Here is a 21,729-nt window from a genome sequence, read left to right on the forward strand (position 1 = left end):
AGTATCACATCTTTGAGAATCAGCCTCTCTCATTTCATAATCGCTGCATCATTCCTTTTTACCATAGCAACTGTTTTTCCGCCGACATTCCGACAAAGAGAGCGCCGGGAATCCGCGGCGTCTGGCCGCTTCACTTGCCTCCGGGAACGATGCGCCCGAAGAAGAAGGGCTCCTCCGGCGAGATCGTGAACGGGCCGGCAAGCGTCTGCGTTTCATAGCACTTCCGGGTGAAGTCATACTTTTCAAGCACCCTTCCCCGCAGTGCGGGCGCATCGATCGTCGCGCCGACCCGTTTGATGATCACCGGCGCGTGACCGGAATCCACGATCGCCTCGGCCAGTCCGTCCGACCACGGTTTGCGGAACTTCTCCCAGTCGACCCGGAATCCGGTGTTCCCGCTGTCGCATGCGAGCGCCAGCGTAATCTCCCGCGACTCCGCGAGCGGTTTCCCATCCAGCGCCGTCAGCGACAGAAACGCATACTCCCGGTTGAATCCCGAAAAACGCACACCGTCGAACCGGATCTCCTCCGGCAGAAAACCAGCCCACCCCTTCGCCTCCGGACGATCGACCCGGTAAAAACCGCGCCGGTTGCGCCAGTCCGCCGAAATGCCGTTGCGCCAGTCGAGCGGCGGCTTCCACTGAGCCGGAACCGGCATCACCGAACTCTTCCCCTCCAGATCGTAGGTGAGTTCGACTCCACCGTTCCAGGCGTGCCGCCAGAGCGGCGTGAAAAGTCGTTCCGGCAGATTCCGGTTATTCATATCGAGCAGCACATCTCCGCCGAGTTTCACCCGGACCGGCCGGGCAAACGGCGCGGCTTTCGTCGACCGGAACAGCTCTCCGGCTCCCTTGATCGCCGCGAGAAGCACTTCGTCGTTGCACATGATGAGCGACGCGTTCGGATAAGCGGGATTCGCCATCGGCATCGCACGCTGCGCATAATCCTCGTCCGAGTGCATATCCGGCAGATATCCGCTGTCATCCCAGTTGAACCAGAACACCCCGTCGCCGTCGCGCAGAATCGAATTGATCGCCACGCGCATCGGAAATTCGACCCGGTACGGATTCGGCCGGTAATCGTTCACCTCATAGATCAGATAAGGCTTCCCCGCCGTGCGGAAACAGTCGATCGGATTCTCGATGAGCGGCGGCGCATTGACCCGGACCACCCACGGATAAAACGGATCATCGCGCGGAACCTCCCACGGGCGCGCCGCGAACGAATAACTTCCGAGCGCCGTGAAGTCCGAAACCAGATCGGCCGCCGCATACATCATCAGATCATTGCCGTAACGGCAGGTCGAGGTGATCGGAACGACGTTGATCCCAACCCCTTCCGGCGCAAGAGTACGGATGTAATCCGTGAACCGCCGGTTGAACCCGGCATAGAGTTCGTAGCAGAAACGCATCATATCCCGCCGCCGCAGCGCGGTAACCGCGTCCGCATCCTCCCGGCCGCTCACGTAACTGTACTGATATCCCGCGTCGACGATCTCCTTCCCCTCCGGCAGCGGCCCGAATTTCACGGTTCCCTTTTCGAGCGATTCGCCGGCGGAGAGCGCGCCCCAGGCCCGCTTCAGCGCCGCATCGCTGCGGTAGCGGCGACGCAGAAACTCATTCCAGCGCCTCTGCCGGTAACGCCCGAACACGCCCGTGTCCGGACGGGTCAGAATCTGCGAGGCGGCCGAATTCTCATTGAAGATCTGCCAGCAGGCGATCGCCTCCTCCTCCGCATACCGTCTGCCGGTGTAGGGATTGACATGGTTGAGCAGATTGAACGCATAGCGTTTGAACACCTCCTCGGCACGCGGGCTCAGATAAACCAGAACCGGAAGAATGCACTCGCGGGCCAGAGCCTCCCACTCCTGCCGGCTCACTCCGTCCTCGATTTTGACGAGGTCGTAGTCGCGGGGCTGGAAATGATTGTACTGGTGAAATTCCAGCCAGAAGAAGATGCCGCGTTCCCGTCCCAGCGCAATCGAACAGTCGAGCCGGTCCAGCTGAGAATCGTCCCCTTTGACCGGTGCCTGGATCGTATCGGAAGTCTCGGGATTTCGTGGCCGGAACATCGGCCCGGAGAGATTCGTTCGGATCCCGTTGAAATTCATGAAGGCAATCCGGTCGAAATCCCGCTTCAGATCCTCGCCGCCGCGTTTTACGGACGAACAGAAGTTGACTCCCCAGAGCTTGAGGCGTTCCCCGCCGTAGGTGAAGTGCCCGTTTCGGATCTTCACGTAGACCCCGTCCCGAATCGCAACCGGCTCGACCGCCCCGAGTCCAAGCCCCGCACACAGCAGCGCCGCCGGCAAAATCCATTTCAAATTCCGCATTCCGCTCCCCCTCCGACCTTATTGGAAGCACCAGTATTTTTCATAGCTGTCGTAGCCATCTCCACCACCGAAATCCACACGATAGAAATCGCCGGAAACCGAAAATGTACTGACATGACCGTCCAGAAATACAGCATTGGCACGCTCCCCGTGGACAAAATTGACCCTCGTATGTGTATTCTGCCCGACCGAGACCTCCCATGGATGCGCAATGTACGCATTCCATGATTCAAACGATGTGTCCCCCTTCTCCGGGCAGATGTTATCAGCCAGCAGAGTGACACTCGACGGCTTCTTCGAGCGCGTCAGCTTGCAGCTGGACTTCCCGTAACCGAGGCAGTAGTTGTGGCCGTAGCCGAACCGGTTCGGCACACTCGGGCAGCAGGCCAGCCGGAAATCCTCCTGCTTTTTGAACCAGGTGTTCGTCGTGGTCTTCTCAAAACCGCTCACGTAAGGCTGAATCAATCCGGTCCAGTTGTTTCCCGCGTTCGGCCCCTGATCGCTCCCGAGAAACGCCGGAACTATGAAATCGGCATTGTCCGCGCTGTACATCGACGCCGCCAGCCCGAGCTGCTTCAAATTGCCGACACACTTCTTCGCCCGCGCACTCTCCCGCGCCTGATTCAGCGCCGGCAGCAGCATCGAGGCCAATATCGCGATGATCGCGATTACGACAAGGAGCTCGATCAAGGTAAAATTCTTTTTCATGTCATTCCTTTCCACGCTGTTTGAACAATCGGTGTTCCCAGTTTCCGGTTCTGCATTAATTATGAACGATGATGAACAGGAAAACAACTCGAAAAATCGAATTTAAATGGCATATTCAAACAAAAACATGGATCATTTCAACATGACAAAGACAAGCCGTCCCGATTTTCCTCTGCGGTCAAGAGCCGGGGGAAACAAATTTCACTTTGTCCAACGTCCCCCCGGCTTTCCGGGAGATTGGTTGTCCGGACGGGCGGAAAGCGGCGGCGGCGTTCGTCTGCTCCGGTACTGTGCGGGCGAGCTCCCGGTAAGGCGGCGGAAAATCCGGTTGAAATAGTTCACGTCGGAGAATCCGCAGCATTCGGCGATCTCCGCGATCGTTTTCCCGGAGTGGGAGAGCAGCCGGACAGCGTTCCGGATCCGCAAATCGTGCAGATAGGCAAAAATGGTCATCCCCGTATACTCCCGGAACCGGCGACACAGATAGTTTTTCTGCCAACGACTCATGGCTGCGAGTTCCTCAAGAGTATGCCGCCGGGGGTATGTGGCATTCAAAAACCGGCAGAGTTGATCGACACGCCGGTCTCCGGCGCAGGAATATGCCCCCAGCGTCAAGCCGCCCTGAATGGCCCGGCGGCCGCACTCCACCAGAAACAAACGGAAATAATCCAGAGCCGCCTGATCCATGCCGGGCCGGGACTCATTGAGTTCCCGCACCAGGCCGGTTGCGAGAAATTCGATGACTCCGGATTCGGGAAACGTGATCCGTACAAGCGGATTTCTCCGCCCCGGACGGATGGCGGCCGGAGGCAGAAACGCGGTAACCGCTTCCGCAAGCTCCTCCGGCAGTTCGGGCATAAGAAAACGGCGATTGTCCAGATAGATGTTGACGATGCGCATTTTCTCCCCCGGAAGAGAGACGATGGAATGGGTTTCTCCACACCGCGTAACGGTGACGGAACACCCCTCCTCCCGCCAGCGTTCCTGCTGCTGATAGTGAATTCCACGACCGGAGAGTACGACGCTGAACAGCATCACATCGATGCCGTGCATCTGAATCCGCTCGTTCCGGTAATCGGGATAGTATTCAGCCGCCAAACCGAGCCGCTCCATGGCCGGAAGATTCGCCTTGGTGACGATTTGTACCATAAACCAGAATATCCTCCCATAACAAGGATAATATCATCCTTGTTTTACCGGAATAATATAACTATATTAATTCACATTGTCAAACGAAGCATTCATAACAGGAGAAGAATCATGAAAACCCGGGAACGGATTCAACGGATTTTGAACTTCGAGTCTCCGGACCGGCTTCCGGTCATCGAGTGGGCGGTCTGGTGGGATCAAACCGTGAAACGCTGGGAGGGCGAAGGGCTTCCCCGCGGATTGTCCAATATCGAGCTTCAGGAGTATTTTGGTCTTGATCTGCTCGTTCAGCAATGGTTTTCTCCTTTTACCGGGCCGCTTCCGACTCCGTCGGCGCACGGGGCCGGAATCGTTCAGGATCCGGCGGACTACGAAGCGCTCCGCAGGGCCGGGAGCATTCACGACACAGACAAGATCCAATTCGACCTCTTCGACCGATACACGCAGAAGCATGAGACCGGAGAAGCCGCGTTCTGGTTCACGCTGGAAGGATTTTTCTGGTTTCCCCGGACGCTTCTCGGGATCGAACCGCATCTGTATGCATTTTATGATCGGCCGGAACTGCTTCACCGGATGAATCAAGATCAGGTTGATTTTTCGCTGCGGCTGCTGGAAAGACTCTTTCGCCGGTATCGGCCGGAATTCATGACTTTCGCGGAAGATCTGAGTTACAATCACGGGCCCATGCTCTCCCGGGAGCTGTTCGATGAATTTCTCGTTCCCTGCTACCGTCAGCTCATACCAGTGCTTCACGAACATGGGGTAAAGGTGTTTGTTGATTCCGATGGAGACGTCTCCGAATGCCTCGGCTGGTTCCGGGATGCCGGATTCGACGGAATCCTTCCGCTGGAACGGATGGCCGGAGTCGATGTCCGGAGCCTGCGCGAACGCTATCCGGATATGCTCTTTCTCGGCGCATTCGACAAGACGGTCATGCACAGGGGCGAGGAGGCGATTCGGCGGGAGTTTGAACGTCTGATGCCGGTTGCCCGCCGGGGCGGATTCATTCCCGGCTGCGACCATCAGACGCCGCCGGAGGTGTCGCTGCGGGATTACCGGCTGTACCTGGCACTGTATCGGGAATATGCCGGGCGGCTGAACGGGTGAAGCCGCCGCTCCGCCACGCTGAAACGCTCCCGGAGAAGCCCACGCCCGACCGGAATCCGAAGGAGGAATTCAAATCCGCCATGGCTCATTCCGGCACACCATCGGCAAACCGTTTCCGGAAAGCCGAAGGGGAAACTCCGGCATATTTCCGGAATTCGCGCGAAAAGGCCAGCGGATCGGCGTAGCCGACCCGGTCGGCCACCCGCTGAATATTCAGATTTTTCTGTCGAAGCAGCTCTTTCGCCGTCTCCATTTTGAGCTCCCGGAAGTAGGCACCGGGGGTTTTCCCGAGGTGACTCCGGAACATCCGGTCAAGCGTCATTGTGCTGATGTGCAGCCGGGAGGCGATTTCTCCGATCGAAACCCGGTTCGGCACATTGATCGCAAACAGATTCAATGCCAGCGCCATCCGCTCATCGGGGGGCTCCGGCTCGGCCAGGGCGAGATATCCGAGCAGCTCCATCGCGCCACCGCACAGGGAGGCGCAGCAATCCGGATCCTGAGAACGCAGTTCCCGCGCCATCCGCTCCAGCAGAGCGATGATGCGCGGCAGTGCAGGAACCGGCACGGTCTGTTTTTCCGTCAAACCGGCTCCGGCGAGAACGGCGTTCAAAGCTCCGCCACGCAAACCGATCGAAAATTTCCGGCAATAGCCTGCCGGCCCCGTCTCAAGACGGGAGTCCTCTCCTCGATGCAGAATTCCAACCATCCCCGGCTCCAGCAGGATCGTACTGTTCCGCTGAAACAATCGCAGATTCCCCTGAAGCGGAAACTCAAAGTTGCAGAGAATACTGTTCGTATGCTCGACAAAATCCCCCTCTCCCCAGCGGTTGTTCAAAATAAACTCCGGCCAGAGCGGAAGCAGAAACCGTTGCGGACAGAGCCAGTGACTCACCGCATCCCATGACTCAGGACATGCCAGAACATCCCGGTATCCCTCCGGAATCCTGTTGAGTCTGGTCTTGCGAAGAATTCCCATGCCACCTCTCCGCGGCAGTCACGCTTCCGGGAAGACCGCCTGAAAATCAAACTCCTTTTCAAGCGCCTCCAGAACTTCGCGTTCGCGACGGCGCATGCGGCGGCGCGGACCGGGCGAGAGATCGTCTTCCCCCGCACTGTGCAGCAATCCGTGCACAAGATAGAGAACCAGTTCGCGGGCGTAGTTCGAATCCTCCCGGGCCGCCCCCTCCCGCAACGCGGCGTCCACGCAGATGATGAGCTCGACAGCCGCCTCCCCGGGAAACAGCGACTCCGGATCGTCAAAATAACTGAACGTAATGACGTCGGTCGTCCCGGTATGCCCGACAAACTCCTCATTTGCCGCAGTCATCGCACGATCGCCGACAAACCGGACGTCGAGCTCCCAGTCCGTATCCGGCAGCCCGGCCAGCACCGCCGCACGCGCGGCGAGTTGTTTCAATTCACTTCTCCGCGGACGCGGCAGGCGGCGTGTTTGCCACGCGTAACTCATTGTGATCACATCTGGGCTCCTGATGATAGGCGATGCGCCCGTGCTTCATGCTCACGAGCGTGTTGATGAAGCTCTGCCGTACCTTTTCGAGTTCGGCGAGCGTGATGTTCGCATTGATCAGCTGCCGCCCTTCAAAGCGACCGCGGAAAATCTGATCGACCACCGCTTCGATTTTCGATGCGGAAGGCTTGTCGAGCGAACGGCATGCCGCTTCGCACGCATCCGCGAGGCTGATGATCGCCATCTCCTTATCCTGCGGCGGAATCCCGTCGTAACGGAACTGCGACTCAAGCACCGGCGCGCTGTTCGGACTCCGCTTCTGCTCCTCAAGCGCCTTATTGTAGAAAAACTTCACCAGATCATTGCCGTGATGCTGGCGGATTGCATCGCGCACCGTACGGCACATCCGGTACTGCCGGGCCAGCGCCAGCCCCTCCTTCACATGATCGCGGATGATGATGCTGCTCATCTGCGGATTCAGATCAAGATGCTGGTTCGCGCTGTCGAGATTGTTCTCGGTAAAATACTGCGGCATGGCCAGCTTCCCGATATCGTGAAAGAGCGCTCCAGCCTTCGCCTTGAGCGGATTCGCCCCGATCGCCCGCGCGGCATCCTCCACAAGCGTCGCAACCATCAAACTGTGGAAAAACGTCCCGGGGGCCTCCCGTTTCATCCGTTCGAGCAGCGGATGGTTGTAGTCGCACAATACCATCAGCGCCATATTCGTACTGACATTGAAGAAGATCTCGAAAATGAAAATCAGCACCAGAGACAGAATCGCCGTCGCCGCGGCATTCGCCAACGCAATCACCGCCGACTGCCCCAGCAGCAACAGAAAATTCTGCGCGTGAAAATTCAAAAGATTCAAATTCAAAATCCAGATCAGCGGAAACACCGACATCAATATCCGGATGAAATAAGCGCGGTAGTTCGTCGCGGAACGCACCGCCAGCGCCGTCAGCGAACAGATCACCATCCCCTTGATCGCCAGATCGAACGAACGCTCCGGCAGCAGCATCATCGCCGCGATCGACGAGATGAAAAATCCCGCGCACAACGCCACCCGATACCCCATCGTCACCGCGAGAAGCACCGAACCGAGCGCCACAGGAATCGCTTCCACGGCCAGCCCGTTCGACAGCTCCTTGGACTGACTCGCCAGATGGTGGAAGAAGTTAAAACCCGCAAAATTCGCCAGCAGCGACAAAATTACGATAAATCCGAGCAGCATACTGCGTTTGTTCACCCGCACCACTTCCGGATGCAGATGGTAGAGATAGAACGCCGCAAAAATCACCAGAATCAGACTCCAGACCGTGTTGTGGATCAACGCCGCGACCTCCTGATCGATCTTTCTCTGGCTGCGGTCGGCCCGTTCAAACGCCTTGAGCTTTTCACTGATTTCCGGCGTCACCTCCTCGCCGCGCCGTACAAGCAGATCCCCTTTCGACACCGCAACCATCACCGGCTTGATCGAATCGGCGGCGCGGCGGCGCTCCTCCTGATTGAGCTTCTCATCGGAGATGAGGTTTCCATCCGGCCCGAGCAGCGTCAAAAACAGTTTTTCAAGTTCCCGGGTGATCGTCTCCCGATTCCCGCCGGTGTAGGAGTCCAGAACATTCGCGGCAAGACGCTCGGCCACTTCCTGCGGTCCATCCTGATCCGCCACATTTTTCGGAGGCCAGCGCCGCTGCTCCTGGTCGATGACCCGCAAAGTCTGGCTGACACGGAGCGAATCGCGCGTTTTTCGATTCAGGATCCCGCGCCCGAGGATCCGCCCGAGCAGCATATCAAAATCATTCTTCTTCCCCGGCGTACGCAGAAATTCTCCGAACGCGGCCGCCAGCGCCGGATCCATTGAAACGACCAGAGATTCGGCCGGACGGTTGCCGGCAACATACTTTCTTCCCGCATTTTCATCCGTGAGGCGTTTGCTGATCGCCTCGAAAAAAGTCGTGAAATCGCGACGAATCGCATTGTTGGCCTTCGCATCAATCCGGAAGTAGAACGGAACGTTCGCCATCGCCAGTTCCGCTTCCTGATTGGTCCCCTCCGCATCCTGATAGGAGAAATCCTGCGTGGCGATGATCGTACGCGGAGCCTGCTGCCCCTCCACAAGATTGAGCACCCCCTCGCTGTGCTGCCGGGCCGAAATCGTCAGCAGAACCGCAGAGATCGCCCAGATCATCACCAGCATGAAAATTCCCGGCGCGGGCGAACCTTCCAGCGCATCCGCAAGTTTGTCGATATCGTAATGCCGCCGCGGAGCAACCAGCCCGCGCCGTTGAAGCCGCCGCCGGGCGGAAATCCGAAGCCAGAAATCATGCAGAGACCGGAACATCAGCGACTACCCTCCGGTTCCCCCGCATTGTAGGCGAGAATAATCTTCTCCAGCAGCGCATGCCGCACCACATCTCCCGTATCGAAAAAGACGAAGCCGATCTCCGGCACACGCTGAAGCGTGTCAATCGCATGGCGCAGCCCCGAACGTTCGCGTCCGGTCAGATCCGACTGCGACGGATCCCCCGTGATCACGCAACGCGAACCGACCCCCATCCGGGTCAGAAACATCAGCATCTGATCAACGGTCGTATTCTGCGCTTCATCGAGGATGATGAACGCATTGTTCAACGTCCGGCCGCGCATGAACGCCAGCGGCGCAACCTCGATCACGCCGCGTTCAATCAACCCGGATACCTCGTCAAAACTCATCATGTCGTACAACGCATCGTAAAGCGGACGCAGATACGGCATGATCTTCTCCTCGAGGCTGCCGGGCAGAAATCCGAGGTTTTCCCCCGACTCGCGGGCGGGCCGGGTCAACACGATCCGGGTCACATTCCCTTTCAGAAACTCGGAAACCGCCAGCGCCATCGCCAGATAGGTCTTGCCGGTTCCGGCCGGCCCGATCCCGAACACCACGTCTCGGCTGCGGATCGCGCGCACATACTCGAGCTGACGGCGGGAACGGGGCATGACCTCGCGCTTTTTCGGGCTCACATCGATCCTCTCCTTCAGGAGTTCACGGATGTCTCCCTCGCGGCGATCCCGGAACGAACGGCACAGAAATTCGAAATCCCGCGCATCGAGCTGCTTCCCGCGAAGCTGATAAAAGCCGGCAAGCTCCGCCAGAAACGACTCCATGCGGCCGACCGCCTCCTCATCCCCTTCGATCTGCACCCAGTTCTCGCGCGCGACCAGCCGAACGCCGAACTGTTTTTCCAGCATTCGGAGTCCTCGAACCTCGTCACCCGCACAGGCGGTGTGCCACGAAAGTCCCTTGTCGAAATAGTATCTGCTCTCCAATTCCACTCACCCTGCATCGATCACGAAAAAGATCCGGGAGAAAAATCGCAAAACGCGGCCGGGGATATCCTCTCCCGAGCCGCGTCCGACGAATCCTCGCCCCCTTCCGGTTACGGCTGCGGAATCCGGATCTTCGCTCCGAGCGGCAGCTTGTTCGGATTCGGGATCACATCCTTGTTCGCCTCGTAAATCCGCCCGAACAGCTGTCCGTTCTTGTAAAACTTCTTCGCAATGCCCGAAAGCGTATCGCCCGGCCGGACCACATACAGCGTATACTTCTGCTCCACCGGAGCGTCCTTCGCAGGCTCCGCCGCAGACACCTTCTCATCCGGAGCGGATTTCCCGCTGACGGCCGCCGGCAGCTCCCCGTCCTCCGGTTCGAGCACGATACCGTCCTCCTCCGTTTCGACCGGATCTTCCGCCGCGGCCTCAGGCAGGGTCTGCACCTCGGTTACATCTTTGTCGAGAACAATTTCATCCTCGGCCGCCACCAGTTCCCCCGCTTCTCCGCCGGGCTGCTGCTCGCCGTTCGGAAGTGTCGTATACTTGTCCTGCATCGCCTGTGCCGCCGTGCGCGGCGGCCGGAACGAAGGATAACTTCCGCTGACATAAGAGTACCACTGAAGTTCGGCGTCCCCCATCCCGGTCTCCGCCAGCTGCGGCTGACAGCCGGCCGCCAGAGCGAGAAGAACCGCACCACCCATACCGATAGAAAGAGCCTTCATCATTTCGCCTCCCGTACCAAACAAATGATTCCCAAACACTATGATCCGGCAACCGCCTCTTCACAATCCGCGGAACCCCCGGATAAAAACGCCATCCGGCAAACCTCCGCCGCTTAAATATATCCCGTTTTTCCACAAAAACAACCTGCCGGAACAGCTTTCCTGCAAAAAAGCACAAAAGCCGCCCCGCCGAAACCGGCGGAACGGCCATGTCAACCGGATTCCGGTTATTCGAATTTGCGGAAAATCAACACTCCGTTGTGCCCGCCGAACCCGAGGTTCTGGTTCACGGCGACTTTCACTTCGCGCTCCTTCGACTGATTCGGCGTGATATCCAGATCGCAGGCCGGATCCGGCGTCTCGTAGTTGATCGTCGGAGGAATGATCCCCGTTTCGATCGCCTTCACGCAGACGATCGACTCAAGTCCGCCGGCCGCGCCGAGCGCGTGCCCGGTCGCACCCTTCGTACTGCTGACCGCGACCTTCCCGGCATAATCCTTCAGCACCGACTTGATCGCCATCGTCTCGAACTTGTCGTTCAACTGAGTGCTTGTACCGTGCGCGTTGATGTAATCAATATCCTCCGGATTGAGTTTCGCGTGACGCAGCGCCATCTTCAGCGCCCGCGCCATGCCGTCGCCCTCCGGATGCGGAGCGGTCACATGATGCGCATCCCCGGTCGCACCGTACCCGACCAGTTCGGCCAGAATCTTTGCGCCGCGCTTCTTCGCATGCTCGTACTCTTCGAGAATCATCACACCCGCGCCTTCGCTCATCACGAAACCGTCCCGGTTGAGATCAAACGGCCGGCTCGAATGCTGCGGATCGTCGTTGCGCGTACTCAACGCCTTCAGGGCACAGAACCCGGCCACACCGAGCGGAACGATCGTCGCCTCGGCGCCGCCGCAGATCATGATATCCGCATCATCGCGCTTGATCGTCCAGTACGACTCCCCGATCGAATGCGTTCCGGTCGCACATGCCGTCACAAGCCCGAGATTCGGACCGCCCGCCCCGTACCGGATCGAAATGTTCCCCGAGGCGAGATCCCCGATCATCATCGGAATCAGAAACGGCGAAATCCGCCCCGGCCCGCGCTCCAGCAGAACCCGGTCCTGCTCGCTCATCGTGTAAAGACCGCCGATTCCGCTCGAAACGATCACACCGACGCGATTCGGATCAACCACTTCGCCGCCGCGTAAATCCTGCGGCAGACCGGCGGTTGCCATCGCCTCATCCGCGGCGGCGATCGCATACTGGCAGAAGAGATCGAGCCGTTTCGCGTCCTTCGGGCTCATATAGCCGCTGAAGTCAAACCCCTTCACCTCTCCCGCGATCCGTGTCCGGTATTCCGAAGCGTCGAACCGGGTAATTTCCCCAATCCCGCAACGGCCGCTGATCAGAGCGTCCCAGAAATCCGGAACGTTGTTGCCGACGCAGGAAATCACGCCGTACCCGGTCACCACAACACGTCTGTCGTTCATATCGTCCTTGTCACTCCTTCTCTACCGCGGAACCTGCCGCCGGATGTTCTTAACAGAAAACAGGACCACCTTGCGTATTGATTACGAAAAGTGGCCCGTTCCTCCGGTGCTTTGCACCGTTGTCATGCGCACAGCCAGGCCTTTCCAGCGCAGGAACCGTGCGGGCAAAGAGGATTACTCCTGGCTCTTGCTCTCGACGTACTTGATCGCATCGCCGACGCTGGTCAGCTTCTCGGCATCCTCGTCCGGAATCTCCGAGCCGAATTCCTCTTCGAGAGCCATCACGAGCTCGACCTGGTCGAGAGAATCGGCGCCGAGATCCTCGATGAACTTCGCCTCCGGCGTCACCTGATCCTCGGAAACACCGAGCTGTTCGACGACGATTTTCTTCACTTTGTCAGCAACAGAAGACATTTTCAATCCCCTTTTTCTTTGGTTATTTTCTGAAAGCCAATGCCGTTCATTTCTTTTATTATTTCAGCATACCATGATTTTAATATGCCTCAACGCACGGCAAAAGTCAAACCGTTTTCTCGAAATATTTCAGATTTTTTATGCCGCGCCGCCCGGTGCGGGGCGGCGGAGCTCAAAAAATCACATCAGCATTCCGCCGTCGACATTGATGACCTGACCGGTCACATAATCCGAATCCGGCGAGCAGAGGAAGTAGACCACGTTCGCCACATCCTCCGGACGACCGCCGCGCTTCGCGGGGATCACCGTCAGAAACGCATCGCGCGCCTCCTGCGGCAGCTTCTCGGTCATCGCGGTCTCGATAAAGCCCGGCGCAACCGCGTTCGCCTGGATGTTCCGGGTCGCAAACTCCTTGGCGGTCGTCTTCGCCAGCGCGATCACACCCGCCTTCGATGCGGCATAGTTCGCCTGCCCGATGTTCCCCATCCGGCCGACCACGGAAGCGATGTTCACGATCTTGCCCGCACGCTGCTTCATCATCGGACGAACCGCCGCCTTCGTGAAGTTGAACGTGCCTTTCAGATTTACCGCGATGACCGCGTCCCACATCTCCTCGGTCATCTTCAGCATCAGCGTATCCTTCGTGATACCCGCGTTGTTGACCAGAATGTCGAGGCGGCCGAAATCCTTCACCACGGCCGCAACCGTGTTTTCCGCATCCTCAAACTTCGCGACGTTCGCAGCATAGGCACGCGCATCCACGCCCTGCGCCTTGAATTCGTCCGCCGTCGCCTGCGCCACGTCGAGCATGATATCCACGATCGCCAGACGCGCGCCTTCCGCCGCCAGACGTGCCGAAATCGCCTTGCCGATGCCGCGCGCTCCGCCGGTAACCAGGGCGACCTTGCCCTCCAAACGCTTTTCACAACTCATTTTCAATCCCTTTCCCTTCTGGATTTATATGGACTATTCCCTGCAACTAAAACGCGAGCGACTCAAGCGACGCAGCGCTGTTCACATTGAAATACGGCACCTCCGGCAGCGTCCGGCGCAGCAGCCCGGTCAACACATTGCCGGGACCGAATTCGATCATCGTATCCCCGCCCGCCGCGACCATCGCGCGCACGCACTCCTCCCAGCGCACGGAACCGGCCACCTGGGAGGCGAGATTCGCCTTGAGCTCCTCCACGCTCCCGGCCACGGCCGCAGTGAAATTGTGATAGACCGGCGTTGTCGGAAGCGTCATCGCCGACGCCTCCAGCACCGGCTTGAGCGCTTCGCCCGCCGGAGCCATGAGCCGTGAATGAAAGGCTCCGGCCACATTCAGCACCACGACCTTGCGCATGCCGCGGTTCTTAAGCTCCTCGACCGCCTTCGCGAGTTTCTCCTTCTCGCCGGAGATCACGATCTGGCCGGGACTGTTGTAGTTCGCAACGTCGATGCCGCACGCCGCACACACTTCGCGGATCACGTCAGGATCCCCCGAAAGCACCGACGCCATCCCGCCGGAGGTCGAACGACAGGCGCGGTCCATAAGTTCCGCCCGCTGCGCGAGCAGCCGCAGCCCCGAGGCGAAATCAAACGCCCCGCCGGCATACAGCGCTCCGTACTCACCGAGGCTCAACCCCGCACAGGCGACCGGCTTCACCTCCGGGAAACGACTCCGGAACGCGTCCAGCGCCGCACAGCTCATCGTGTAGATCGCCGGCTGGCAGTAGCGGCTCTCGGTCAGTTTCTCTGCCGGGCCTTCAAACACGATCGAACTCTGGTCGTAACCGAGCACAGCGTCCGCCTCGTCAAAACGGGCTTTCGCCGCCGGAAACGCCTCCACCAGATCCCGACCCATGCCGATGGCCTGCGCCCCCTGCCCCGAAAATACGAAAAACGGCTTCATTGATGTTCCTTCTTCCTGTTTGCCTTGTTCATGCGGGCGTAATTCTTTGTGTTAATCTATCACCGCGGAAGCCGTTTTTCAAGTTTTCCCGGAAAATCCCGGCGAAATCCCCGCTCCGGCGCGGCAAAAAATCCCTCTTTTGCCGGCGGAACGGCTTGACATTCCCGCCGGAACGGCTACTTTACTCTAGAACGGAGAACGACATGTCCAGAAACCAGGTGTTCAGCATCCCGGCCCTGAAGCGCATGCCCGCCTATCTGCGGGAGTTGCGCGCCATGAAGGCGGCAGGACGGGCGCGGGCCACAAGCCCGGTGCTCGCCCGTGCACTCCGCATCGACGCGATCAGCGTACGCAAAGATCTCGAAATGATCGGGGCAGCCGGTTCCCCGGGGGTTGGATACGCCCTGGAACCGCTGATTGACCGCATCGAGGAGTTCCTCGGCTGGAAGAACGCGTCGGAGGCGTTCCTCGTCGGCACGGGGCATCTCGGCACGGCGCTTCTCGGATACCGCGGCTTCGCGGACTACGGCCTCAAGATCATCGCCGCATTCGACAAGGGTCCTGTCCCGCCGGACACGACCATTCATGACGTGCCGCTCTTCGACTTTGCGATGTTTCCGCATCTCGTGAAGCGCCTCCACATCCACATGGGCATCCTCTGCGTTCCGGACGACGCCGCGCAGGAGGTCGCCGAGGCGATGGTCGACGCCGGCATCATCGCGATCTGGAACTTCACGGGCCACACACTCCAGCTCCCCGATGAAATCATCCGCCAGAAGGCGAATCTCGCGGGGGATCTGGCTGTGCTCTCGGTCAAACTCGCCGCGCGGCTGCGCGAAATGGATCTCTCTGACGAGGAGGAGAAATGAAACACACGATCTCGATCTGCATGGGCAGCTCCTGCTTCGCCCGCGGCAACAAACGCAATTTGAAACTCATCGAGGATTACCTCGCGAAGTACCATATCGACTGTGCGCTCACCGGGCGCGGCTGTGTCGGAAAATGCCGTTCCGGCCCGAACATCTCCATCGACGGCGAAGTGTTTGAACGCGTCGACTCCGAATCGCTGATCGACCTTCTCGACGCGAAACTCAGAGGGCAAGAATCATGAATCACTCCTATCCCGTCTACACCATCGAAGCCGAATGCCAGGACTGCTACAAATGCGTGCGCCACTGCCCGGTCAAGGCGATCCGGGTCCGCGACGGCCACGCGACCGTGATGCCGGAACTCTGCGTCGCCTGCGGCAAATGCGTCGAAGTCTGCCCGGTCAAGGCCAAGCAGGTGCGCAACGACACAGGGCGGCTGCGGCTGCTGCTGGCGGAGCCCGCCCCGGTCTACGCCTCGCTCGCCCCCTCCTGGGTCAGCGAATTCAACGACATTGCGCCGGGGCAGCTCATCCGTGCGCTCAAACAGCTCGGATTCGCGGGGGTGAGCGAAACCGCACTCGGAGCCCAGCTTGTTTCGGCCCGTGTCGCGAAGGATCTCGACGAAGGGAAACCGGGGCTGCTGCTCTCCTCTGCCTGCCCGACCGCGGTCGACTATATTCGAAAATATGTGCCGAACCTCGCCGCGAACATCACTCCGGTCGGGTCGCCGCTCATGGCGCACTGCCGGATGCTGCGCGACCTTTACGGCGAGACGATCAAGGTCGTCTTCATCGGCCCGTGCATCGGCAAGAAAAACGAGGCCGACCGCAATCCCGGGCTGCTGAACCTCGCGATCACCTACCCGGAGCTCAAACAGCTTTTGCGGGAAAATCAGATCGACCCGGCCCGGCTCACGCCGGAAGAGGAGGATCGTTTTCTCCCGGAAGCGGCCGAGGAGGGCGCGCAGTATCCGGTCGAGGGCGGAATGAATGATACGATCCGCTTCCAGGCCGCGAACCGGCGCGTCCACTACTTCGCCCTGACCGGACTCCACAACCTGAAGCTCGCGTTCTCCGGCCTCACGGAAATTCCGGAAAACGAAATCATTTTTGTGGAGACGCTCGCATGCCCCGGCGGCTGCGTACACGGCCCCTGCACCGAACACGATTCACCGGGGCTGCTCGAACGGCTCCGGGTTCTCGACCACACCCACTACCCCGCCGAACCGCGGAAACGCGAAACCCGGGGGGAAATCGCCGCGGATTTCCCGGAAGAGGCCGTGCAGATTCCGACACCGACCCTGCCGGAGATCCAGTCCGCACTCCGCAGCATCGGCAAAACCACTCCCGAGGATGAGCTCAACTGCGGCGGCTGCGGCTACGACACCTGCCGCAACTTCGCCAAGGCGCTCATCTCCGGGCACGCCGAGCCGTCGATGTGCGTCTCCTATCTGAAGAAACAGGCGCAGAAAAAGGCGAACGCCCTGCTCAAAAGCATGTCGTCGGGCGCGGTCATCGTCGACAAGAAGATGCAGATCATCGAGTGCAACCGCAACTTCGCGCAGCTCTTCGGCGAGGAGACGCTCGACGCGTTCGACGCCTGCCCCGGGCTGGCGGGAGCGGACCTCGGCCGGATCGTCCCGTTCGCGAACCTCTTCGAATCGTCACTCCAGAGCGGACGCGACATCCGGCGAGACTCGCTGAAGGTCGGCAAACGGCTCTTCAGCGTGAACATCTTCAACATCGACCCCGGCGAGGTCATCGGCGCGGTCATCTTCGACGTGACCAAAACCGAACTGCGACGCGAGCAGATCGCCGCCCGGGCCAGAGAAGTCATCGACCGCAATATCGCGACCGTTCAGGAGATCGCCTGCCGCCTCGGCGAACAGATGGCCGACACCGAACTCCTGCTGCGCTCCATTGCCGACGACTACGCCGACGATCAGGATCTCATCGACGAATCGAAAGCTCCGGAGAACGGCAGATCATGAATCTCACGACCGAAAACCTCTTCATCGACACCGGATACAGTCAGTGCTGCCACTACGGGGAAAAAGCGTGCGGCGACGCGGTCGCCTTCAAGCGGATTCCCGCGGAAGAGCGGCTGCTCGCCGTTCTCGCCGACGGACTCGGGCACGGACTCAAGGCGAACATTCTCGCATTGATGACCACCACGATGGCGCTGCGTTTCAGCGCGGAGGACCGCGAGATCGTCCACTCGGCCGAGATCATCATGGATTCGCTGCCGGTCTGCCAGGTGCGCCAGATCAGCTACGCGACGTTCACGATCGTCGACACCCGCCTCGGCGGAATCACCCGGGTCGTCGAGATGGGGAATCCGGAGTTTCTGCTCTTCCGCGGCGGCACGGTGCATCCGGTCGACGGCGTGGAGTTCGCCTCCCCGAAATACAGCGACCGCACGATGACCGCATACACCTTTCAGGCGCAGCCCGAGGATCGCGTGATCTTCTTCTCGGACGGCGTAACCCAGGCGGGACTCGGGTCGCCGCATTATCCGCTCGGCTGGCGCAACTCCGGCGTCACCGAATATGTGACGAGTCAACTGAAAAACGCGCCCGACATTTCCGCCCAGGAGCTCTCGGAACGGATTCTGCGCGAGGCGATTGCGCACGAACCGGGTCTGCGCCCCGCCGACGACATCACGGCGGCATGTCTTTATTTCCGCCGTCCGCACCGGATGCTGCTCTTCACGGGACCGCCGGTCGATCCGGCCCGCGATGCGGAGTGCGCAAAACTCTTCCGCGATTTCAAGGGGACCAAGGTCATCTGCGGAGGAACTTCGGCCGAAATCATCTCGCGCGAACTCGGAACTCCGCTCGAACTTGTGCTCGACACAATTTCACGCGACCTCCCGCCCATGTCCCGCATGGAGGGAGCCGATCTCGTGACCGAGGGGATCTTCACGCTGTCGCGTGCGGCGACCTACCTCGAAAAAGGCGAACAGGGACGAAACGATCCCGCCGGGAAATTGGCGGAACTCATGCGCCGGAACGACATCATCGAAATCCTCGTCGGAACCAAAATCAACGAGGCGCACCAGGATCCGAATCTCCCGGTCGACCTTGAGCTGCGACGCAATATCGTCAAGCGGATCGCCGACGCGCTGCGCAACCGTTACATGAAAGAGGTACGCATCACTTTCGTGTAGGCGCCGGCGGCGGAAGCGGTTCGGAGAACCGTTCGAGGACCTCCCCCGCCCACGCGTCGTCGCCGGTCGCGGCAAGATGCTGCGCGAGCAGCAGCGCCCCGGCCCGGATGTCATGCCCGTCTCCGTGCATTTTCGCAAGATACCCCTCCGCCTCGCCGAAACGCCCGCATTCGATCAGAATCCGGGCGACCGCCGCGCGTTCCTCGAAACTTCTCCGCGAATCCGGCCGCACAGAGGTCAACCACAGGAATCCCCCGCCGAGCACAAGCAGAACCGCCAGCGCCCGGAAATTCCTCTTCTTCCACCACGTTCCGACCGCGATGATCCCCGCCCCCGCCAACAGCGCGATCAACGGCACGGCCGGAATCCGGAACCGATAGAAGATCGTAAAACACAAAAGCGAACCGGCGTAAAGCGCGATCAGCAGAAATGCCGTCCGCACTCCGCCGTTCCTCCGATACCGCCAGGCGCCCGCGAACGCCAGCACCACCAGAAGATGAAACGGCAGCAGAAACACCCGCAGAAACACGATCAGCTCGCGGTGGGCGTAAAACGAAAGCGAGTTTTCCAACTCATATGAAGAGAAGAAATTGCCGATCTGGGCGGGGATGCTTGCGATCAGTTTCCCAGCCAAAACGGAAACCCGGTTCACCGCCTCCGCGCCATGATAGAACGCAAAAACATTGCCCGCATTCCCCGGAACCGGCTGGAAACTGTTCCAGCGAAATAAGTTGAACAGCATGACCGCCAGCACCGGGACAATCAGCGCCGCCGCGTAACCCGCCGCCGCACGCCACCCCATCCGGCGGCGGAACGCGGGAATCAGCCACGCGCACAGCACGACGGGAACCACCACCGCGAAATTCTCGCGCCCCAGAACGCAGAGCGCCCCCATGCCGCCCGCCGCCGCAAAATATTTCCAGGACCGGAGCCGCCACCCCAGCAGCAGAAAATAGAAGAACAGCAGAAACACCAGCCCCAGCGTCGCCGCACGCAGAAAATCCAGCGAAATCAGCAGCGCCGGCCCGTAAAACAGATAACTGAGCGCCCCGGCCTGCCCCGACGCCTTCCCGAGTCCGAGCAGCCGCGCCGAACGGTAGATGAAAACCGGAATGAGCGAACAGACCGCCAGCTGCAATATCCGCATCCAGATCAGCGACCCGCCGGTCAACAGATGCAGCAGTGCAAGAAACAGCGTGTAGGCGTAAGAATATCGGTACGGCTCCTCCGGCAGCGCCCCCCCGGCCAGACGCCCCGCGCACTCGAACATCGAAAGCTGATCCATCCCCGGCTGGGGCATCGGGAAGAGTCCGCAGGAACGTCCCTGATAGAGAACGAACAGCCCGCACAGGAACGCGGCCGAATAGATGAGAACGCCGAAATGGCGGTTCAGAATTCGTTTCATTCCTGCATCGCCTCACCGACGCGCTGCCGGAACGACTCCCACCGTTTTTCGTCGAGAATCCGGTGCGGACAGTTTTTCCCGCTCCAGTCCTGATGTTTGCGCAGCGCCGAGAGCGGCAGGTTGAACCGTCGCAGCAGATAGGCCGCAAGTTTTACGCCGTTCTCCTCGGCGCGCCGGTAAAGCTGCTCATCCTTTCCCGTGCAGCGGCTGCGGCAGATCTCGACGCCGATGCTCGCGCGGTTTCCTTTCCCCTGCCCGTCTCCGGCGTGCCAGCCGTTCACGTTGCAAGGCAGAATCTGAATCGCCTCGGTTTCGTCCACCGCGAAGTGAAATGAGATGTAGACATTGTCCTGGCGACGGTTCAAATAGGCGCGTTCGTTCACCGCCGGCCCCACATTCGCGGTGTTGTGGATCGTGATGTACTCGACCCGCGGCATCGGGTTGCCGTATTTGTATTTGTTGTTGTAGCTGTTCTTGTCAAGCAGATCCTCGCGAATCTTCAACCCCTTGTAATATGTGACCTTCTGCCACGGAAACGACCGGCAGCCGCACAGCGCCGCCAAGAGACACACACACGAAATGCCGAACATGATCCGTCGCTTCATACGCTGAAATCCTCCCTTCGGCGGGAGACGAAATACATCCGCATCCCGCCCTTGCCTTTCACTTCAAGCTCTCCGCGCGGCACGAGTTCATAATGATCCCCGAGCGCGGCGCGGGTCGCTTCCGAAATATTGATCTTCATGGGTTCGGAGTTCTGTTCCATCCGGCACGCCGTGTTGATGGTGTCCCCGAACACATCGTAAATGTACTTTTTCACGCCGACCACCCCGCCGACCACACGACCGGAGTGGATGCCCGCACGGATCTCCCAGCGCAGGCGCGAATCGCGATTGCGCGCAGCGAGAAACCGCACCATTTCAAGCGCGGCGTCCGTGATGTTCTCCGCGTGATTCCCGGAATCGCCGTTCATGCCGCTGACCGCGAGGTAGGCGTCCCCGATGGTCTTGATCCGCTCACAGCCGTTCCGCTCGATGATGAGGTCGAATCCGGTGAAAATCTCGTTCAGCTCATCGATCAGCATCTTCGGTTCGAGCCGCGACGAGAGCGTTGTAAATCCGACGATGTCGGTGAAGAGAACCGTCACGTCGTCGAAGGTCTCCGGAACCGTCCGTCCGGTCGTTTTGAGATCGTCCGCCACGCGCACCGGCAAAATGTTCAGCAAAAGCGCATCGGACTTCTCCTTTTCACGCCGGATCTCCTCACAGGCGTCCGCCAGTGCGCGGTTCTGCTTCTCGATCTTCTCGAACGCCTCCCGGAGCTGCCGGGTCATGCTGTTGAACGCGACCGAGAAATCCCCCATGAAATCGACCTTCTGCTCAAAATCACCACCTGCGATCTGCTGGGTCTTCCAGGTCAGATGGCGCAGATTCCCCTGAAGACTCTTCAAATGCTGCAGAATTCCAAGCCGTCCGCGACCGAGCGCGAAATCCAGTTCCCCCCGCGAAAGCGTCTCCATCCCCTCCGAAAATTCCCGGAATTCCCGGAGGAACCGATTCACGTACCCCACCAGCTGCCGGAACTCGTCGTCCGGGTACTCCGGCGGCAGCTCCAGCGGCTCGACCGGGCGGCCGTTCAACAGCCGGTAGAAGAGCTCCGTCAACTTGTCGACGCGGGATTCCTCGATCTCCAGCATG

General features: G+C 59.7%; 20 protein-coding genes. 5 read left to right on the forward strand and 15 right to left on the reverse strand.

Annotated elements, in window-relative coordinates:
* Window positions 1-130 precede the first annotated feature (130 nt).
* From Q0K10_RS11775 to Q0K10_RS11785, 3 genes are all read right to left on the reverse strand, one after another.
* Complete coding sequence (locus Q0K10_RS11775) at window positions 131-2,332, reverse strand: beta-galactosidase (protein WP_294507265.1); 2,202 nt, start codon at window positions 2,330-2,332, stop codon at window positions 131-133.
* An 18-nt stretch (window positions 2,333-2,350) separates the two neighbouring features.
* Complete coding sequence (locus tag Q0K10_RS11780; protein WP_294507268.1) at window positions 2,351-3,040, reverse strand: prepilin-type N-terminal cleavage/methylation domain-containing protein; 690 nt, start codon at window positions 3,038-3,040, stop codon at window positions 2,351-2,353.
* A 201-nt stretch (window positions 3,041-3,241) separates the two neighbouring features.
* Window positions 3,242-4,189, reverse strand: coding sequence for a helix-turn-helix transcriptional regulator (locus Q0K10_RS11785; protein WP_294507270.1), 948 nt, complete (start codon window positions 4,187-4,189; stop codon window positions 3,242-3,244).
* Window positions 4,190-4,300: 111 nt separating this feature from the next.
* Here Q0K10_RS11785 and Q0K10_RS11790 point away from each other — a divergent pair, with 111 nt between their 5' ends.
* Window positions 4,301-5,296, forward strand: coding sequence for a uroporphyrinogen decarboxylase family protein (locus Q0K10_RS11790; RefSeq protein ID WP_294507272.1), 996 nt, complete (start codon window positions 4,301-4,303; stop codon window positions 5,294-5,296).
* A gap of 85 nt (window positions 5,297-5,381) precedes the next feature.
* Here Q0K10_RS11790 and Q0K10_RS11795 read toward each other — a convergent pair whose 3' ends face one another.
* The 9 genes from Q0K10_RS11795 to fabD form a co-directional block, all read right to left on the reverse strand.
* Window positions 5,382-6,275, reverse strand: a complete 894-nt coding sequence (locus tag Q0K10_RS11795; RefSeq protein ID WP_294507274.1) for a helix-turn-helix transcriptional regulator — start codon at window positions 6,273-6,275, stop codon at window positions 5,382-5,384.
* 18 nt (window positions 6,276-6,293) lie between these two features.
* Complete coding sequence (gene ybeY, locus Q0K10_RS11800) at window positions 6,294-6,716, reverse strand: rRNA maturation RNase YbeY (RefSeq protein WP_294507276.1); 423 nt, start codon at window positions 6,714-6,716, stop codon at window positions 6,294-6,296.
* Window position 6,717: 1 nt separating this feature from the next.
* Entirely contained in the window at window positions 6,718-9,108 is a 2,391-nt protein-coding gene (locus Q0K10_RS11805) for an HDIG domain-containing metalloprotein (RefSeq protein ID WP_294507279.1), read from the reverse strand.
* Window positions 9,108-10,073 (reverse strand): PhoH family protein, encoded by a 966-nt coding sequence (locus Q0K10_RS11810; protein ID WP_294507281.1) that lies wholly within the window; start codon window positions 10,071-10,073, stop codon window positions 9,108-9,110. Before Q0K10_RS11810 ends, Q0K10_RS11805 begins: the two co-directional genes overlap by 1 nt.
* A 110-nt stretch (window positions 10,074-10,183) precedes the next feature.
* Window positions 10,184-10,801, reverse strand: a complete 618-nt coding sequence (locus tag Q0K10_RS11815) for a LysM peptidoglycan-binding domain-containing protein (protein ID WP_294507283.1) — start codon at window positions 10,799-10,801, stop codon at window positions 10,184-10,186.
* A gap of 224 nt (window positions 10,802-11,025) precedes the next feature.
* A complete protein-coding gene (gene fabF, locus Q0K10_RS11820) occupies window positions 11,026-12,282 on the reverse strand; it encodes a beta-ketoacyl-ACP synthase II (RefSeq protein WP_294507285.1) in 1,257 nt (418 codons plus the stop codon).
* Window positions 12,283-12,456: 174 nt separating this feature from the next.
* Entirely contained in the window at window positions 12,457-12,696 is a 240-nt protein-coding gene (locus tag Q0K10_RS11825; protein WP_294481146.1) for an acyl carrier protein, read from the reverse strand.
* A gap of 180 nt (window positions 12,697-12,876) precedes the next feature.
* On the reverse strand, window positions 12,877-13,629 hold the full coding sequence (fabG, locus tag Q0K10_RS11830; protein ID WP_294507287.1) for a 3-oxoacyl-[acyl-carrier-protein] reductase: 753 nt from the start codon (window positions 13,627-13,629) through the stop codon (window positions 12,877-12,879).
* Between the two features lie 46 nt (window positions 13,630-13,675).
* A complete protein-coding gene (fabD, locus tag Q0K10_RS11835) occupies window positions 13,676-14,590 on the reverse strand; it encodes an ACP S-malonyltransferase (RefSeq protein ID WP_294507289.1) in 915 nt (304 codons plus the stop codon).
* Between the two features lie 203 nt (window positions 14,591-14,793).
* Here fabD and Q0K10_RS11840 point away from each other — a divergent pair, with 203 nt between their 5' ends.
* The 4 genes from Q0K10_RS11840 to Q0K10_RS11855 are packed head-to-tail and all read left to right on the forward strand — an operon-like array spanning window position 14,794 to window position 18,627.
* The gene (locus Q0K10_RS11840; RefSeq protein WP_294507291.1) at window positions 14,794-15,459 is read left to right on the forward strand and encodes a redox-sensing transcriptional repressor Rex; all 666 of its coding nucleotides are present in this window, start codon (window positions 14,794-14,796) and stop codon (window positions 15,457-15,459) included.
* Complete coding sequence (locus Q0K10_RS11845; protein WP_294507293.1) at window positions 15,456-15,701, forward strand: (2Fe-2S) ferredoxin domain-containing protein; 246 nt, start codon at window positions 15,456-15,458, stop codon at window positions 15,699-15,701. The genes Q0K10_RS11840 and Q0K10_RS11845 overlap by 4 nt, the downstream gene beginning before the upstream one ends.
* A complete protein-coding gene (locus Q0K10_RS11850; protein WP_294507295.1) occupies window positions 15,698-17,449 on the forward strand; it encodes a [Fe-Fe] hydrogenase large subunit C-terminal domain-containing protein in 1,752 nt (583 codons plus the stop codon). Before Q0K10_RS11845 ends, Q0K10_RS11850 begins: the two co-directional genes overlap by 4 nt.
* Window positions 17,446-18,627, forward strand: coding sequence for a SpoIIE family protein phosphatase (locus Q0K10_RS11855; protein WP_294507298.1), 1,182 nt, complete (start codon window positions 17,446-17,448; stop codon window positions 18,625-18,627). The genes Q0K10_RS11850 and Q0K10_RS11855 overlap by 4 nt, the downstream gene beginning before the upstream one ends.
* Here the strand turns inward: Q0K10_RS11855 and Q0K10_RS11860 are convergent.
* The 3 genes from Q0K10_RS11860 to Q0K10_RS11870 are packed head-to-tail and all read right to left on the reverse strand — an operon-like array spanning window position 18,614 to window position 21,728.
* Window positions 18,614-20,032: a glycosyltransferase family 39 protein gene (locus Q0K10_RS11860; RefSeq protein WP_294507300.1), complete on the reverse strand. Its 1,419-nt coding sequence runs from the start codon at window positions 20,030-20,032 to the stop codon at window positions 18,614-18,616. The genes Q0K10_RS11855 and Q0K10_RS11860 overlap by 14 nt on opposite strands.
* Window positions 20,029-20,637 (reverse strand): N-acetylmuramoyl-L-alanine amidase, encoded by a 609-nt coding sequence (locus tag Q0K10_RS11865; protein ID WP_294507302.1) that lies wholly within the window; start codon window positions 20,635-20,637, stop codon window positions 20,029-20,031. The genes Q0K10_RS11860 and Q0K10_RS11865 overlap by 4 nt, the downstream gene beginning before the upstream one ends.
* Window positions 20,634-21,728, reverse strand: a complete 1,095-nt coding sequence (locus tag Q0K10_RS11870; RefSeq protein ID WP_294507304.1) for an adenylate/guanylate cyclase domain-containing protein — start codon at window positions 21,726-21,728, stop codon at window positions 20,634-20,636. Before Q0K10_RS11870 ends, Q0K10_RS11865 begins: the two co-directional genes overlap by 4 nt.
* Window position 21,729 lies beyond the last annotated feature (1 nt).

Source organism: uncultured Victivallis sp. (genome assembly GCF_944391105.1).
Classification (GTDB): domain Bacteria; phylum Verrucomicrobiota; class Lentisphaeria; order Victivallales; family Victivallaceae; genus Victivallis.